Annotated in this window: 12 protein-coding genes; 8 read left to right on the forward strand and 4 right to left on the reverse strand. The window is 71.0% G+C overall.

Going from position 1 to position 16,466, the window contains the following annotated elements:
• Positions 1-318 precede the first annotated feature (318 nt).
• Positions 319-1,158 carry a DUF1932 domain-containing protein gene (locus tag ACF1CT_RS20115; protein ID WP_391785237.1) on the reverse strand — a complete coding sequence of 280 codons (840 nt, stop codon included), beginning with the start codon at positions 1,156-1,158 and terminating at the stop codon, positions 319-321.
• On the reverse strand, positions 1,155-2,522 hold the full coding sequence (locus ACF1CT_RS20120; protein ID WP_391785238.1) for a hypothetical protein: 1,368 nt from the start codon (positions 2,520-2,522) through the stop codon (positions 1,155-1,157). The genes ACF1CT_RS20115 and ACF1CT_RS20120 overlap by 4 nt, the downstream gene beginning before the upstream one ends.
• Positions 2,523-3,202: 680 nt before the next feature.
• On the opposite strand from ACF1CT_RS20120, the gene ribA reads away from it, so the two are divergent.
• Genes ribA through ACF1CT_RS20140 form a run of 4 tightly spaced genes read left to right on the forward strand, consistent with a single transcriptional unit; the run spans position 3,203 to position 7,407 of the window.
• Entirely contained in the window at positions 3,203-4,342 is a 1,140-nt protein-coding gene (gene ribA / locus ACF1CT_RS20125; RefSeq protein WP_391785239.1) for a GTP cyclohydrolase II, read from the forward strand.
• On the forward strand, positions 4,339-5,688 hold the full coding sequence (locus ACF1CT_RS20130) for a glycosyltransferase family 2 protein (RefSeq protein WP_391785240.1): 1,350 nt from the start codon (positions 4,339-4,341) through the stop codon (positions 5,686-5,688). The genes ribA and ACF1CT_RS20130 overlap by 4 nt, the downstream gene beginning before the upstream one ends.
• Entirely contained in the window at positions 5,685-6,803 is a 1,119-nt protein-coding gene (locus ACF1CT_RS20135) for a hypothetical protein (RefSeq protein ID WP_391785241.1), read from the forward strand. The genes ACF1CT_RS20130 and ACF1CT_RS20135 overlap by 4 nt, the downstream gene beginning before the upstream one ends.
• The gene (locus tag ACF1CT_RS20140) at positions 6,763-7,407 is read left to right on the forward strand and encodes a hypothetical protein (protein WP_391785242.1); all 645 of its coding nucleotides are present in this window, start codon (positions 6,763-6,765) and stop codon (positions 7,405-7,407) included. Before ACF1CT_RS20135 ends, ACF1CT_RS20140 begins: the two co-directional genes overlap by 41 nt.
• 2 nt (positions 7,408-7,409) lie before the next feature.
• On the opposite strand, the gene ACF1CT_RS20145 is transcribed toward ACF1CT_RS20140, so the two are convergent.
• Complete coding sequence (locus ACF1CT_RS20145) at positions 7,410-8,036, reverse strand: hypothetical protein (protein WP_391785243.1); 627 nt, start codon at positions 8,034-8,036, stop codon at positions 7,410-7,412.
• 76 nt (positions 8,037-8,112) lie between these two features.
• Between ACF1CT_RS20145 and ACF1CT_RS20150 the strand changes: the two genes are divergently transcribed.
• Positions 8,113-8,598, forward strand: a complete 486-nt coding sequence (locus ACF1CT_RS20150; RefSeq protein WP_391785244.1) for an NUDIX hydrolase — start codon at positions 8,113-8,115, stop codon at positions 8,596-8,598.
• 32 nt (positions 8,599-8,630) lie between these two features.
• Positions 8,631-9,698 (forward strand): glycosyltransferase family 4 protein, encoded by a 1,068-nt coding sequence (locus tag ACF1CT_RS20155; RefSeq protein ID WP_391785245.1) that lies wholly within the window; start codon positions 8,631-8,633, stop codon positions 9,696-9,698.
• Between the two features lie 219 nt (positions 9,699-9,917).
• On the opposite strand, the gene ACF1CT_RS20160 is transcribed toward ACF1CT_RS20155, so the two are convergent.
• On the reverse strand, positions 9,918-13,208 hold the full coding sequence (locus ACF1CT_RS20160; protein WP_391785246.1) for a S41 family peptidase: 3,291 nt from the start codon (positions 13,206-13,208) through the stop codon (positions 9,918-9,920).
• A 299-nt stretch (positions 13,209-13,507) separates the two neighbouring features.
• Between ACF1CT_RS20160 and ACF1CT_RS20165 the strand changes: the two genes are divergently transcribed.
• Together ACF1CT_RS20165 and ACF1CT_RS20170 are read left to right on the forward strand one after the other, a co-directional pair.
• Positions 13,508-14,080: a TetR/AcrR family transcriptional regulator gene (locus ACF1CT_RS20165; RefSeq protein WP_391785247.1), complete on the forward strand. Its 573-nt coding sequence runs from the start codon at positions 13,508-13,510 to the stop codon at positions 14,078-14,080.
• A gap of 118 nt (positions 14,081-14,198) precedes the next feature.
• Positions 14,199-16,460: an MMPL family transporter gene (locus ACF1CT_RS20170; protein WP_391785248.1), complete on the forward strand. Its 2,262-nt coding sequence runs from the start codon at positions 14,199-14,201 to the stop codon at positions 16,458-16,460.
• Positions 16,461-16,466: the final 6 nt, after the last annotated feature.

Consider the following 16,466-nt stretch of genomic DNA (forward strand, 5'->3'; position numbering starts at 1 on the left):
GGTCTTGTGGGGTGGCCGGGCGGCCCTGGCCCGCGCTGTGGATGAGCCCGGCGAGGGCGGAGTTCACCGCAGGGTGAGGCGGGTCTCGGAATCGACGCGGGAGGTGATGGTGGTCAGCCTCAATACCGTTCAGTTGGTGGTCTCGGATGGTGAGGTGGGGGCTGTGTTTCGGCTGGGTCCGGTGTGTGTGGTGGGAGCGTTTCGCGGCCCACTTCAGGACCTTGCGTTTGACGACTCGCGGGTGTGAGCGTTTTCGGCGGGGTGGTTGAGGTGGTGGGTGAGCCATCGGATGGCGTGACACCATGCCGCGTTCGCTGATCAGAGGTCCTGGTTTCGCAGGTGGGCCAGTACCTCCTCCACCGGCAGGTCGTGCTGGTCCTTGTCCCGTTCCCAGCGGGACATCACCTTGGCCGTTGCGTCAGCCAGATCGGTCGGCAAGTCGGCTGTGCGGAGGGTGTCCGCGATCTCGCCCATCTCGGGTGCCCAGCGCCAGGCACGAGCGGCCACGCTCGGCAGGTACCCCGGATCCGACAGGATGGCGGAGACCATGACCTCGGCCTCGGCCGTGAGCTCGTCGCCGACCCCGTGGGCGTCGGCCAGGGCGTGGGCGACGCCGGCGAGGGTGCGGGCGGCCTTCTGGTAGCTGGCGAAGGCCATCTTCAGGGCGGAGGCCGCGCCGGTGGCGTCGCCCGTCCTGCGAACGTGCAGGGCGGTGCCCGCGAACAGCGGTTCCACCTGGTCGACAGCGGGGCTGTCCCCGGCGAGGTAGAGGCGGGCCGAGCGCTCGTCACCCGGCGGGGGGCCGAAGATCGAGCCGTCGACGACTGCGGAGCCCGGGTGAATCTTCTCGGCGATGCGCTGCATGCGCTTGGGGCTGATGGCGTTGGCGTCGACGTACACCCCGGGGAAGTCCTGTGCGGCCACGGTCGCCGCCACGTCCTCCGCAGCCTGGGGCGGGCAGACGGCGAGGACGACCGTGCTCCGGGACACGGCCTCCGCGAGAGAGCCGCAGGCCGTGGCTCCAGCCTCCTTCGCTCGGCGGTGGGTGGCCTCGCTGCGGCGCTCGGGTACCCACAGCACCTCGTGGCCGGCGGCGACGGCCTGGGCAGCGACGGCGGCGCCCATGGAGCCGGGGTGCAAGAGGGTCACGGTGGTCACGGGCTGCCTCCTGGCGGGAGCTCGGCGATGGTGCGTTCCTGGTGAGCAATGATCGACTCCCGCATGCCGACCGCGACAGGGGATCCGGCTCCCGAGTGCAGGGCGAGCTGACGGCCGAAGTGGCCGACGCGGCGGTCGACGCTCTCCGTGCGGCGCTGGGCGCTGATGGCGAGGACCTCCTGGATCTGGTCGGCGGCACCGTCGAGGTCGCCGCGGCCGAGGCGGGCCATGGCGAGGTCCATACGGGCCAGGGACATCTCACCGAGCCGTCGGCGCTCGGGCGGTGCGGCCTCGAACATCTCCACGGACTCGTCGGCACGGGCCTCGGCGTCGCTGAGGTGCTGGGGGCCGGCGAGCCAGAGGTGGGTGCTGCTGGCGTAGAAGAGCTGCTTCTCCAGGGGGAAGGCCATCATGCCGCCGGGCAGCTCGTCGGCGTTGGTGAGCCGTTCGCGCAGCCGGTCGGCGGTGGCGAGGGCGCCGAGAGCGTCGTCCGCCCTGCCCAGCTGGCCGTATGCGCGGGCTTTGATGCTCTCCAGCCGGATGTGGGCCGTTCCGGATTCGGGGGTGAAGCCGGTGCCGGACTCGGCAAGGCGTACGGCGTCGGCCGGACGGCCGTCCCAGTACGAGATGAGTGCCTGGAGCCCGCGTACCCAGGCGCACAGACCGTTGTGACCGGCCAGTTCACCGAAGAGGAAGGCCGTGCGGGCCTGGGTCTCGGCCGCGTCGTAACGGCCCAGGTCGAAGCTGGCGTTGGCCAGCACGCCACACAGGACGCCCGCGCCGACGTACAGGTCGCGGGTGTACTTCGGCGGCTGGCGGCCTTCGAGGAGTTCGAAGGCGCGGTCGCGCAGGGCCCGCACCTCGTGAAACAAAGGTCCCACGGGCCGGTTGGGGTACGAGTCGACGATGCGGCGGATGTCGGCTTCCATCTGTTCCAGCGCGTGCGGTCCCACGTTGCTGCTTTCTGCCTGGGCCGCGAACCGTGCCGACTCGTTGGCCGCCACGGTGACCACGTCCTCAAGGCCGTACTCGGACGATTTCATTGAACTGCCCCGGCTCGCTGCGGACCGTGGGGTCTCGGGCTGTGGTTCGGACGGTGCGGGGCCGAGGAGGCGGGTGGCCGGGATGCCGGGGAACATGAACTCCAGGACCCGGCGCGCGACGGTCTGAGGAGTGCGGACCTCGCCGTGCGCGTACCGGAAGAATTGCCGCTTCTCGATCGTTGCGGTCGCGATCGAGGGCGGACCCTCCAGTTCGGCCAACTGCCGGGCCGCCTGTTCGTAGCGCCTCTTGAAGACCTGGTGGTCCTGCCAGCCGCGCTGGTTGATCAGGGTCTGGAAGAGGGTCTTTCCTGTTGCGTGCACGGCGTCTCCCTGGTGTCGGCGCCCGCTTTGCCACCCACGCTAGACATCAATCAGTGGCCGATGAAGCCAAGTTCGCCGGAAATCGCTGCCGTGCGGCGATTAGACATCGGTTGGGCACGAAAGGGCTGCGTCAGACATCGCCAAGGGTCTCGTTCAGGCACGGGGAACGGAGAACACTGCGTCTTCGCCCGACGGTTCGTCTTCTCCGCTTCGGAGGCTTCGCCGCCGTGGTCTCGCACGCCTTGGCAGCTCAGGAGGCCCGCTCATGGCAGCGCACCATCAGCTCTCGTTCCCTGTCGTCGGTACCACGCACGCCGTCCGTGAAACGCGCCACCGCCTCGTGGCCGCGGTCAGCGCGTGGGACATACGGCTCGGTGAGGAGCGGCTGGTCGGGATCGAGCTGGTGGCAGGCGAGTTGATCGCGAACGCGGTGCTACGCCGGGGCCGGTCCCATCACCGTGGACGTCCGGCTGGACGGCACGGAACTGGTCGTCGCCGTTCACGACGCGGATCCGGTTCTTCCCCGGACGACCACCGCTGGTCCGGAGGCCGAGTCCGGGTGCGGACTGCTGCTGGTCGCCGAGTACGCCGATCGCTGCGGAACCGAGCCGACGGCGTGCGGCAAGCGCTGTTGGGCCGCGTTCGACCTTTCCCCGTCATCCAACACTGAGGAGGGTGTCATGACTCCGGCACCGGCTATGCCCACCCCGACTCCCCGTGCCATCGACCGGTTCACCGGCCCGTGGGAGTTCCTGTCGAACTACTCGGCCGCCACGGTCCGGCTCGACGGGATCGAATACCCCACGGTCGAGCACGCCTACCAGGCCGCCAAGACCCTCGACCGTTCCATCCGTACGCGGATTGCTGGAGAGCCGGACCCGGACGAGGCCAAGCGCCTGGGCCGACGCCACGCCGACCGCCCCGACTGGGAGGAGGCGAAGGTGGCCGTAATGCGCTCGTTGGTCGAGCAGAAGTTCCAGGACTCGGAGCTGCGCGAGCGGCTCCTTGCGACGGGCACGGCTGAGCTGGTGGAGGGCAACGACTGGGGCGACGAGTTCTGGGGCGTGTGCGCCGGGCACGGTCAGAACACGATGGGGCTGATCCTCATGGCTTTACGCGAGCAGGCCCGGCGGGAGACCTCGGAGTCCCACGAGGCGTGCGAGGCGCGGACGACCGACCTTTCCGGCACTCTCGGCTGCGCCGCCCAGGCCCGTATTCCCACCGCTCATGGCATGTTCACCGCCTGGGGATACCGCAATGTGCTGGAGGGTGGGGAACATCTGGCGCTCACCCTCGGCCGAGTCCGGGATGCCGAGCGGGTGCTCGTACGGGTGCACTCGGAGTGTCTGACCGGCGAGGCCCTCGGCTCACTGCGGTGCGACTGCGGGCCGCAGCTGGACGCGGCCATGGCCGCGGTGGCCGCCGAGGGCGTCGGGGTGATCCTCTACCTGCGCGGACACGAGGGCCGGGGGATCGGGCTGCTGGCGAAGCTGCGGGCTTACGCGCTACAGGACGCCGGGTTCGACACGGTCGACGCCAACGCCTCGATGGGGCTGCCGGCGGATGCCCGCGACTACCGGGTCGCCGCCAGGGTTCTGGCGGATCTCGGTGTGCGGTCGGTACGGCTGCTGTCCAACAATCCGGACAAGGTCGAGGCCCTCACCGCACTCGGCATCGACGTGGCCGAGCGGCTGCCGCTGCTGGTGGACGCCAACATCCACAGCCTGGAGTACCTGCGGACCAAGCGGGACCGCATGGGTCACGACCTGCCGGGACTGCCCGAAGCGACGGATCTGGTCGGCGCGGAGTTCGCGTCGTGACCGCGCCACAGGACTTCCGCCTGATGAGCGGATCCGGCGAAGCTGCCCCACTGTGGGCGCGGTGCGGACATGCCCCGCTCGAAGTACTGGTCGAGGTCCCGATGCCGTCGGCCACGGTCCGCCTCGCCGCGCCGGGACGGCCGAGCTGGATCGGCCGGGGCGACACCTGGCGGCACGCGCCAGCCCGGCACGCGTTGGCCGTCCTCGCGGACACGAACCAGGCCGCAGGACCCGTCCGTTTGCTTCTGGCCGAGCGTGGTCGTCGACGCGTCCTGGCGATCCTGGGCGAGGCCGACGTCTCACATCCCTGGGTGGTGACCGGCTGGCTCGGCTGGCCCGACACCAAGCCCATCGGCAGCCAAGGGCTTCGGATCCGAGAAGCGCTCGCGGCCCGCAGCAACGACTACTGGACGCTGGACCTGGCCGCCCGTGCCGTCGGATTCGACCCCATGGACGTGGCTCATGCCCTGCCGTTGCCTTGGTGGGCGGGCATCAGCGTGGTGATCCCGGCCCGCGGAGTCCACGAAGTCCTGCCAGGCGTTCTACACGCGCTCGCCGACGCCGCTGCCCGCCTCCCGGCCGGCACCCCGTGGGAGGCGATCGTTGTCGACGACGCCAGCGACCCGCTGCTCAGCCTTCCGTCCGGGCTGCCCCGCCAGATCCGTCTGGTCCGCTCCGACACTCAGCTCCACTGTGGCGGCGCCCGCAACCACGGCATGGCCCGCAGCCGCTACGGCCTGGTCCTCTTCTGCGACGCGGACACTCACCTCGCGCCCGACTACCTGACCGAGCATGTCGCCCGCCACCTACTCGCCCCGAACCTGATCACCGTCTCGCTGCGCGACCACGTTCCCGGACACCTGCCCGTCCCGGCTCGGGCACCGGACGGCAGCAGGGACTCCCGCGTCTCCGCGCACTACAAGCCGGGGCGACTCGGCCTGGTCCCCGTGCCTGAGCCGGTCACCGTCCACCCGATCCGGCAGACGCGCGGCTTCCGGGACCTCGGCAATGGCCGACGCCTCGGCCCGGTGGACCTGCCCTTCATGGTCAAGGGCAACAACCTGGCCCTGCCCGCCGCGACCGCCCGCTCCATCGGCTTCCCGCCCGACTTCACCGGCTGGGGACCGGAGGACGTGTGCTTCGCCGCCAAGGCCATCGCCCGAGGCTCGTACGTCGTACCCGTGTTGTCCACCGGGGTGTTCCACCGCGAGCATCCGCCCCGCTCGGGCAGCGCCGCACGCCGGGACGCCGAACTCGCCGCCAACCTCGACCGCTACGCCCACCACCTGGACGGACGCGCCGCGCTGCCCTGGCAGGTGTCGAATCCGGTCGGGGTGCGCCGATGACCTTCGACGTCACGGACGCGTGGCACCCCACGGTCAACCCGTCCGCCCGTATGCCCGTCCACCACCATCGCCACCTCGCTGTCCTCGGCCACTGCGACGGGCTTCTCAACGAGTTCCCGCGCCATCGCGGCGGCACCACCATCCGCCTCCCGCGCTTCCGGGACGGACGCCTCCACGTTATGGAGCTGGGCGGCGACAGCGTCTTCGCCCCGTGGTGGCTCCCGGCCTCCGAGCCCGACGCCGTACGGCACATCACCCATGTGTACGAGACGGCGCTACGGCACCCGGAGTCGACGAGAGCGGAGCGCCGGGTATTCGCCGGCGTACGAGACGACTTCGCAGCACGGTGCGCGGAAGGCAGCAACGGCCTCACGATCGGCGAGGCGCTGTGGCAGGCCACTGACGCCCTCCACCGCAGGATCACCCCGTCCTTGCCTCGCCTGACCCTCACCAGCCTCACCCGCTCCGACGCACGGCACACGCTGGCCCGGGCGCTCGGACATGTGCCCGGCGGGTTGCTCACTGCTCTCGTGCGCTGGGCCGAGCAGGAGCGGCGGCCGATGTGGCCACTGCTCGCTGTGGCCATCAGCCCCGAGGGCGTGCCGCTGCGCGTTCGTCTCCACGCCGTGGACGGTCGCTTGGACCTGTCGCCCCTGCCGACGACCAGCGACGCCCGCCCCCCGGGACGACCCGTCCCGCTCGGCGAGGACGAACTGATCAACCTCCTCGACGCCGGCCGACTGGTTCCCGGCTCCCGCCTGACCGCGCTCGCGGAAGCTTCCCTGCACCTTGGCGACACCCCCGTACGCCACTTCGGCAACACATACGGCGCCTTCGACATCGCGAGCACCCTGCTCTCAGCTCCGGAAGCGCCGGACATTCCCTGCTGCCCGGACGACGAGGACTCCTGGCACTACGCCGACCTGCCGCACGGCGACGACCACCGCTACCCGCTCCACCTCGTCGAGTTGGCCGCCTGCACGATCGAGGCCCACGCCGCCGCCGAAGCGCTCATCAAGGCTTCGCTGGCCAAAGGTTCCCCCATCCCCCTGGAGCTGGAGGGAGGAGACCTGGATGCGACCGTACGCGCTGGAGGGGCTGGACTGCTCCGGTAAGAAGACGATCGCCGCCCTGGTCCAGAAGCACTTGCGCGAGCAGGGGCTGGACACGCGGATAGTGATCGGCCCCCTCCTCGGAGGCGGGCTCGGCCGCCTCGACGCCCGGCTCGCCAACATCACCACCGCCGTCCCCAGGGGCACCCCGACCGATCTACTTCGCCGCGGGCTGTACGTGGCCGAGCCCGCGCTCGACGGGCTCCTGTTCCGCCCCGGGCCGGTCCGGGCTCTGAAGGTCAGCACCCACTTTCGTGCCTGGGCCCGCGCAGCAGTCGAGAACGACTGGTGGATGGCCCGCGGCTACCGCTACACCCGCGCCGCCCACCTCCGGTACGCGGGCGCCACCCTCCTCCATACCGACTTCAGCACTCGCCTGGCCCGGCACCGGGCCGATGTTGCCGCCGACCGCACCACCAAGGTCGAGCGCCGCCGGTTCTTCGGACCGGACCCCACGGCCTTCGCCGCCTGGCACGCCACCCTCGACCGCCTCATGTCTGCGCAGGTTCCGCACCTGCTGTGTCTGGACAGCACCGACGCGGACCCCGGCGAACTCGCCGCGAAGATCGCCTCGCACGCGGCCTCGTGTTGGGAGGCCCGCCGGTGAGGTCAGCCGTGCAGCAGGCCGGCCAGGTAGGCAGCGTCCGGCCCGTCGCACACGTGGACCAGGTTCCGCAGCAAGTACTCGCCGGGCTTGCGGTCCAGGAGCATGTGCCGGACGTACGTCTTCCACCACTGAAGCACGCACGGGTCCTGCCGTCCGGACAGCAGCCAGACCTCCACGGGATCGGAGGCCAGGTAGTTCACGAGATCGGCGCGAACCCGCTCGAACTCCACCGTGGTGGTGGCCCCGCCGTACACCTCCTCGACTCCGGCCTCGCCCAGCACGACCTGCCGCTCGGCCTCCACCTCGAACCCCAGCAGTCGAACGGCCCGCCGTACGACGCCACGGGTCTGCTCCGGCCCGTCCGCCAGCAACCGCGATGCCTGCCGGAGCCGTTCGGCAGCAGCATCGGGAGCCACCACCATGCCCCTGAACGCCTCCTCGGTCTGCGCTCGTTCAGCAATCTGGGTGGCGGCCCGCCGCGCGCTCGTACGCCACGGCTCGACCAGGCCCTCCGGGCCCTCGCCAGCGCACTGGGCCGCCAGAGCCGCGTAGAAACCAGCGGCGCGGTGACCGCGCACCGTGCTGTGCGGTCCGTCGAGTGCGTCAGGCTTGCAGAACACCACAGGCATGCCCAGGACTCCACACCGAACTCCACCGCTGGGCAAGCCGTTTCCGAGAACTCGACTCACCACCAGGAGAAACCCCGTGGTCTCCTTCCGCTGGATCACCGCCCCCCTGCCCGACGACATCCCTGTCCGCCAGGTGTACGGCTTCTGCTTCGACGAAACCGGCCGCGTACTGCTCCGCGACGATGCCGGCCGCTACGGCCTGCCCGGCGGCAAGCCCGAACACGGCGAGGACGCCCCGGCCGTCCTCGCCCGCGAGTGCCGCGAGGAAAGCCAGATCACCATCGGCGAGCCGGTCTACCTCGGCTACCAGGAAGTCACCGAGGACGGGCTGCCGCCTTACGCCCAGCTCCGCCTGGCCGTAAGGATCATCGACTTCTTCCCGCGCGAGCCCGACCCCGACACAGGCCGCACCTACGGCCGATTGATCGCCCCGCTCAACAAGGCCCCGGCGCTTCTCGACTGGGGCATCGACGGACTCCTCCAGTCCGCAGCCGCCGTCCAGGCCGCCTACCGGCTCGGCCTCGACCCGGCAGCGGTCCGTGAGGAGACCTGGCGCAACTGACCCACACCCACCGAGGAACCCAGGGAGCCCCGATGCGATGGCAGTTCCACTACCCCAAGCGCACAAGCTTCTACCCGCCCGACTACGACAACCCCGGACTCGGCGGCTGCGAAGCCTCCCTGGTCCTCCTCACCCGCGCCCTCGCCGCCCGAGGCCACCACGTCGAGGTCTTCAACTGCTGCTATCGCCCCGGCATCTACGACGGCGTGACCTGGCGCATGACCTGGGAACTCGACACCGCCCCGGCCCCCGACGTAGCCGTCGCGGTCCGCTTCGACGAGGCCCTGTGGCCAGCCGGCTCCAAGGCCGGACACCACCTCTTCTGGATGCTCGACGACCGAGCTCGGGGCCCGGCCGCCTTCGCCGACACCTTCCGCGGCCGGGGCGGCCAAGTCGTCCTCGCCTCCCAAGCCATGCAGCAGCGGCTTGGGGCGGCCTCCGTGGACATCTCCACCCGCCTGATCCCGCTCCCCGTCGAGACCGAGCGCTACACCCGACCTCTCACCGGCCGCGCCCCCATCTGCCTCTTCGCCAGCATGCCCAATCGCGGCCTCGACTCCGCCCTCGCCCTCTGGCCCCGCATCCGCGCCGCCGTCCCCGACGCCGAACTCTGGGTCACCAGTGGCTGGCAGCTCTGGGGCTTCACCAACTCCGAGTCCGACGACCGCTGGCACCAGCTCCTCGGTGGCCGACCTCTCCCCGACGGCGTCCGCCTCCTCGGCACCCGCCCCCGCGCCGAACTGATCGAGATCCAGCAACAGGCCGCCCTCACCCTCTACCCGTGCCGCTTCCCGGAGATGTTCTGCCTCTCCGCCGCCGAATCCGCCGCCGCCGGCGCCCCCGTCATCACCAGCCCCGTCGACGCCCTCACCGAACGTGTCCACCACGACCAGACCGGCATCCTCATCGCAGGCGATATCGACGAATACGACACCCAGAACGCCTTCGCCACCGCTGCTATCGGCCTCCTGACCGACCCCACCCGTCGCACCGCCATGGCCCGCGCAGGCCAGGCAGGTGCCGCGCGCCTTGCCCCGGGCAGGGTCGCAGCGGCCTGGGAGACCTTGTTAATCTCCAGGGCATGCGGTCCTGAGCGGTGATGGCTTCTCATGTAGCGCGACCAGGCGGTGGGCTGCTCCAAACTGCCCTGCGCGGAACTGTTAACAACTGCCGTCGGGATCGTTGGCTGGGTGCTCGTTGCTACCGCTTGGGAGATGACCCGGGAGGTGCGCCAGCGGGTAGGCCACCGGATTGTCGCTCCGGCCATGAGCGCCGTCGGCGATGACCGAGCGGCGGCGCCGCAGCCCACTGAACCGCCCTCAGCGGGGCGGCAGGGGCGGGCGGCGGCGGTCCGGGACCGTCTCGTACGAGGGCGGGTTGGCCGCCGGGTGCGCGGCGAGCAGTTCCAGGGCCACCCGTACCGCGTCGTCCAGTACCGCGTACCGGCCCTCGGCCCAGTCGAGCGGGGTGCGCAGGGCCTCCACGTCCGGCTCGACGCCGTAGTTCTCGACCGACCAGCCGTAGGTGTCGAACCAGGCCGCGTTCATCGGCACCGTGATGACCGTGCCGTCGACCAGCCGGTGACGGCCGGTCATGCCGACGACGCCGCCCCAGGTCCGCTGGCCCACCACCGGCCCCAGCTTGAGCAGTCGGAACGCGGCGGTGATCATGTCGCCGTCGGAGGCCGTCGCCTCGTCGGCCAGGGCGACCACCGGGCCGCGCGGGGCGTTGGAGGCGTACGAGACGGGCTGGGCGTTGCGGGTGAGGTCCCAGCCGAGGATGGTGCGGGTGAGCTTCTCGACGACGAGTTCGCTGATGTTGCCGCCCGCGTTGCCGCGCACGTCGACGATGAGCGCCGGGCGGGACACCTCCATGCGCAGGTCACGGTTGAACTGTGCCCAGCCGGAGCCGCCCATGTCGGGGATGTGCAGGTAGCCGCACTTGCCGCCGCTCAGCTCCCGCACGACCTCACGGCGTTTGGCCACCCAGTCCTGGTAGCGCAGGGGGCGTTCGTCGATGAGGGGGACGATCGCGACGCGGCGGGAGCGGCCTCCGGTCTCGGCGGGCCGGAAGGTGAGTTCGACGGTGGTGCCACCGGCCGCGGCCAGCAGCGGGTACGGGCCCGCCACCGGGTCGACCGGGCGCCCGTCGACATGGGTGAGGACCGCGCCCTCCCGGATGCCGGTACCGGCCAGCGGGGAACGGGCCTTGGAGTCGGAGGAGTCGCCGGGGAGAATCCGGCGTACGGTCCAGTCGCCGTCCCGGCACAGGAAGTTGACGCCGAGCAGGCCGATCGCGCGCTGGTAGTGCGGCGGGCCCTCGTTGCGGCGGGAGGGCGACACGTAGGCGTGCGAGGTGCCCAGTTCGCCAAGGACCTCCCGCAGCAGATCGGCGAACTCGTCGGGGGAGGCGACTCGTTCGACCAACGGGCGGTACTGGTCGAGCACCCCGTTCCAGTCGATGCCGCACATGTCCGGCTCCCAGAAGTACGCCCGGGTGATGCGGCCGGCCTCCGCGTACGCCTGACGCCACTCCGCCGCGGGGTCGACCTCGTGCAGGATGCGGCGCAGGTCGAGGTAGACCGTGGTGTCGCTGTCGGCGATCTCGGTGGCGGGCACCGCACGCAGTTCGCCCTCGTCCATGACGACGAGCCGGGTGGCGTCGCCGCTGACCGCGAACCAGTCGAGGTGGGGGACGAGTTCGGTCTTGCGGGCCTTGGAGATGTTGAAGTGTTCGAGGGTGGGGCGGCCCGACATGTCCGCCGGGTTGGCGAACGTCTCGCCGAGCGCGCCCGAGATCGGCCAGCGCAGCCACACCAGCCCGCCGCCGCTCACCGGGTGCAGGCCCGAGTACTTCGACGCGGCGACCGGGAACGGCGTCACCCGGCTCTCCAGCCCCTCGAACTCGACGCCGACCGTCGACGGGCCCTCGCCCGTCGCGGGTGTGGTGATCTCGTCGAGCGGATCGAGCCCGCCCGCCGCCGGGCGGCCCTCGGGGGACAGGGCGAACGGGGACGGCGTCGCCGAGGACAGCGGCACCAGGTACGGGCGGCAGCCCAGCGGGAAGGACAGGTCGCCGGTGTGGACGTCGTACACCGGGTCGAAGCCGCGCCAGGAGAGGAACGCGAGGTAGCGGCCGTCACCGGTGAAGACGGGGTTCTCGTCCTCGAAGCGGCCGTTGGTGACGTCCGCGATCACCGGGGAGCCGGTGCCCAGGATGCGGGCCAGCTTGATCTGGCGCAGCGAACGGCCGATTCCGGGGTGCGACCAGGTGAGCCAGGCGCCGTCCGGCGAGAACGCCATGTCACGGACCGGGCCGTTGACGGAGCGGATCAGCTCCACGGGCACACCGGTGGAGGTCTCCTCGTCCGTGTCGAGGAGGAGCAGGCGCCCGTCGTTCGTCGCGATGGCCAGGCGCTCGCCGTCCGGGTCCGCGATCAGCTCCTGGACCCGGCCGATCAGGCCGGACGCCAGCCGGATCGCCGGACGGTCGCCACTGGCGCGCGGCAGGTAGGAGATCTCGACGGCGTCCTCGCCGTCCGCGTCCGTGACGTAGGCGACCTTGCCGCCGCTGCCGAGCATCTCGGGCAGCCGGACCCGGACGCCGGGGGTGTCGGCGATGGTGCGGGCGGGGCCGTCGCGGTGGGTCAGCCAGTACAGGCTGCCGCGTACCGCGACGGCACTGGCCCGGCCGGTCTCGTCCACCGAGAGCGAGTCGACGTTGCTGGCCGTCGGCACCTGGTACGTCCGGCGTCCGGCGCGCGGGCCGCCGAGCCGGACCTCAAGCTTCCGGGGCGTGGCGTCCGGCGAGGCGAGGTCGTCGACCAGCCACAGATCGCCCGCGCACTGGTAGACCACCCGGTGTCCGTCGCTGGACGCGTGCCGGGCGTAGAAGGCGTCGTGGTCCGTGTGGCGGCGCAGGCCGGTGCCGTCCGGGCGGCAGGAGTACAGGTTGCCGACGCCCTCGTGGTCGGAGAGGAACGCGATCCGGCCGGCGACGAACATGGGGGAGTCGAGATGACCGCCGATGTCCGGGAGCAGCCGCTCGCCGTGCAGCCACAGGCGGCCCGTCGCGCCGCCCCGGTACCGCTTCCAGGAGGCGGGCTCGTGCGGTGGTTTCCCGGTGAGGAGGAGGGTGCGGCGCTTCCCGTCGAGGTCGGCGACCGCGATGTCGGCCACCGGGCCCCAGGGCAGCTTGCCGCCGGGGCCGCCGTCGGTGTGCAGGGTGTAGGCCCAGGAGACGTGCGGGAACGGCTGCCGGTGCGAGGACACGGCGAGGATCTGCGCGGCGTCGCCCGGGTCGGGGGTCCAGCCGCAGACCCGGGCGTCCGTCGACCCCCAGTAGGTGAGCCGCCGTGCCGGTCCGCCCTCGACCGGCACGAGGTGGACCTCGGGGTCCAGGCTGCGCCAGGTCGTGTAGGCGACGCGGGTCCCGTCGGGGGAGAAGCGCGGGTGGCCGACCCGGGTGCGGTCCACGGTCAGCCGCCAGGCCCGGCCGGGCCGCTGTCCCTCCGGAGCGAGGGGTGCGACCCAGAGGTCGTCCTCGGCCGCGAAGCAGATCAGATCGTCGTGGAGGTGCGGGAAACGGAGATACGCGACGTCGTCACTCACCCCTCCATGCTTTCCGCGCGGGAGGACCCCGGCAACTCGTGGTGACGGGAGGGGCTCGTCGGCGGTGGGGCGTCCGTGGTGGTCCGTCGACCGCGGGGCGTCCGTGGCGGGGCGTCTGCGGCGGGTCGTCTGTGGTGCGGAACACAAGCGAAACGTTCTCGTTTCGCTCGATGGGTGCGTTAGCGTCGATGTGTACGAAACAGTTTCGTTCGGTGGACTGGTGTTCCGGCCGGTGCGCGGGCGGAACCGAACCGGTGGCCGCGCCAGTGGCGCGAACGGACGCGAACGGAGGTCGGCCCGTGGCACGCACCCGGCTCACGCCCGAGCGCGAGAGCGAGCTGTACGCCGCCGTCCTCGACCTCCTCCGCGAGGTCGGTTACGACGCCCTGACCATGGACGCCGTCGCCGCCCGCACCCATTCCAGCAAGGCCACCCTCTACCGCCAGTGGGGGAGCAAACCCGAGCTGGTCGTCAGGGCTCTCCGGCACAACAAACCGGTCTCCCTCGCGGAGATCGACACCGGATCCCTGCGGGGCGACTTCCACACCATGCTGAGCCTCACCGACGACTGCCAGATGGAGAAGGACTCCGCACTGCTGCGGGGCCTGAGCCATGCCGTCCACAACAACCCCGATCTGCTCCAGGCCCTGCGGGAGCTGCTGGTCGAACCGGAGATCACCGGTCTCGAAACGCTGCTGCGCCGAGCCGTGGACCGGGGTGAACTGCCGCCGGACCATCCGGCACTGAAGTACGTACCGCACATGCTGATCGGCGCCTTCGCCGCCCGGCAACTGGTCGAGGACCGCTCCGTCGACCGGGCGTTCCTGATCGACTACGTCGACTCCGTGGTTCTCCCCGCTCTCGGAGTCTGACCCTCCCGCGTCCCCGCGCACGACCCTCTCCCCGAGCCCCACCTGACACGCCGCTCTCGTCGTCGGGCCGGCACCTCACGCCCATTTCCGCAACGACCCGACCCGGGAGTACGTCTCCGTGGCCACATTCCTCTACAAGCTCGGACGGCTCGCCTTCCGGCGCCGCCGCTACGTCGCCCTGATCTGGGTGGCGTTGCTGGCGCTCGCCGGATTCGGCGCGGCCTCCGCGTCCACCGCCACCTCCAGCTCCTTCTCCATACCGGGGACGGAGGCGCAGCGCGCCTTCGACCTGCTGGAACAGCGTTTTCCCGGGGCCAGTGCCGACGGTGCCAGCGCCCGGGTCGTCTTCAAGGCCCCCGACCGGCAGAAGATGACCGACCCGGCCAACAAGGCCGAGGTGAACAGGACCGTCGACGCGTTGAAGTCGGGCTCGGACCAGATCGCCTCGGTCACCGACCCGTACACCGCGAACGCCGTCAGCAAGAACGGCACCACCGCGTACGTCTCGGTGTCCTACAAGGTCAACTCGATGGAGCTGACCGACGCGACCCGGGACTCCCTGGAGAACGTGGGTCACGCGGCGCAGAAGAGCGGGCTGACCGTGGAGATCGGCGGTGACGCGCTCCAGGTGATGCCGGAGACGGGCGCCACCGAGGTCATCGGTGTCGCGATCGCCGCCGTGGTGCTGGTCATCACCTTCGGCTCGCTGGTGGCCGCCGGGCTGCCGCTGCTCACCGCCCTGATCGGGGTCGGGATCGGCGTCTCGACGATCACGGCGCTGGCGAACGTGCTCGACCTCGGCTCCACCACCTCCATCCTCGCGATGATGATCGGCCTCGCGGTCGGCATCGACTACGCGCTGTTCATCGTCTCCCGCTACCGTGCCGAGCTGGCCGAGGGCCGGAAGCACGAGGAAGCGGCGGGCCGGGCCGTCGGCACGGCGGGCTCCGCGGTGGTCTTCGCCGGGCTCACGGTGGTCATCGCCCTGGTCGGCCTCGCGGTCGTGAACATCCCGATGCTGTCGAAGATGGGCTTCGCCGCTGCCGGAACCGTCGTGATCGCGGTCCTCGTCGCGCTCACCCTGGTCCCGGCGTTGATGGGCTTCGCGGGCAAGCGGATCATGGGCCGCAAGGCGCGCGAGGCCGCCGACGCCTGCGTCCCGGCCGAGGAGAAGCCGAACATGGGCACCCGCTGGGCCCGGTTCGTGCTGCGCAAGCCGGTGTGGGTGCTGCTGGCCGGGGTCATCGGCCTCGGCGCCGTCGCCGTACCGGCGACGTCCCTGGAGATGGGCCTGCCCGACGACGGTTCCCAGCCGACCAGCACCACCCAGCGACGCGCCTACGACCTGCTCTCGGACGGCTTCGGCCCCGGCTTCAACGGGCCGCTGCTGGTCGTCGTCGACACCGCGAACAGCTCCGACGGCAAGACCGCCGCCAAGCAGGTCACCGACGAGATCTCCGGCATCCCGGGCGTCGTCGCCGTCACCCCGGCCCAGTTCAACAAGGCCGGCGACGCCGCGATGATCACCGTCGTCCCGAAGGACCGGCCGAGCTCCACCGAGACGGAGAACGTCGTCCACGCCATCCGCGACACCGGCAAGGACATCCAGTCCTCCACCGGCGCGGAGGTCCTGGTCACCGGCTCCACCGCGATGAACATCGACTTCTCGCAGAAGATGAACGACGCGCTGCTGCCGTACCTGGCACTCGTCGTCGGCCTGGCGTTCCTGCTGCTGATGCTGGTGTTCCGCTCGGTGCTGGTGCCGCTGAAGGCGGCCCTCGGCTTCCTGCTCTCCGTCGTCGCGGCCCTCGGCGCGGTCGTCGCGGTCTTCCAGTGGGGCTGGCTCGGCTCGCTCTTCGGCGTGGAACAGACCGGTCCGATCATGTCCATGATGCCGATCTTCATGGTGGGTGTGGTCTTCGGCCTCGCGATGGACTACGAGGTCTTCCTCGTCACCCGGATGCGAGAGGCGTACGTCCACGGCGAGAAGCCGGGCCAGGCGATCGTCACCGGCTTCCGGCACGGCGCCCGGGTCGTCACGGCCGCGGCCGTGATCATGATGGCGGTCTTCGCGGGCTTCATCGGATCGAGCGAGCAGATGGTCAAGATGATCGGCTTCTCGCTCGCCATCGCCGTCTTCTTCGACGCGTTCGTGGTCCGCATGGCGATCGTGCCCGCGGTCCTGGCCCTGCTCGGCAGGCGTGCCTGGTGGCTGCCGCGCTGGCTGGACCGGCTGCTGCCGAACGTGGACGTCGAGGGCGAGGGCCTGCGCAAGCAGCTCGGCGAGACGGGCGCGGACGACGCCGATCGCGGCGGGAACGGCAACGGGAACGACGGACACGGTGACGCGGGGGGCGAGCGCGAGCTGATCCGGGCCTGAGCCTGA

The sequence above is a fragment of the Streptomyces sp. NPDC014734 genome, assembly GCF_043083325.1.
Classification (GTDB): Bacteria; Actinomycetota; Actinomycetes; order Streptomycetales; family Streptomycetaceae; genus Streptomyces.

Bases quoted from the DNA above. Each gene is read 5' to 3' on its own strand.
- ribA (WP_391785239.1), top strand. From the start codon at position 3,203: ATGACTCCGGCACCGGCTATGCCCACCCCGACTCCCCGTGCCATCGAC.
- ACF1CT_RS20135 (WP_391785241.1), top strand. From the start codon at position 5,685: ATGACCTTCGACGTCACGGACGCGTGGCACCCCACGGTCAACCCGTCC.
- ACF1CT_RS20140 (WP_391785242.1), top strand. From the start codon at position 6,763: ATGCGACCGTACGCGCTGGAGGGGCTGGACTGCTCCGGTAAGAAGACG.
- ACF1CT_RS20145 (WP_391785243.1), bottom strand. From the start codon at position 8,036: ATGCCTGTGGTGTTCTGCAAGCCTGACGCACTCGACGGACCGCACAGC.
- ACF1CT_RS20155 (WP_391785245.1), top strand. From the start codon at position 8,631: ATGCGATGGCAGTTCCACTACCCCAAGCGCACAAGCTTCTACCCGCCC.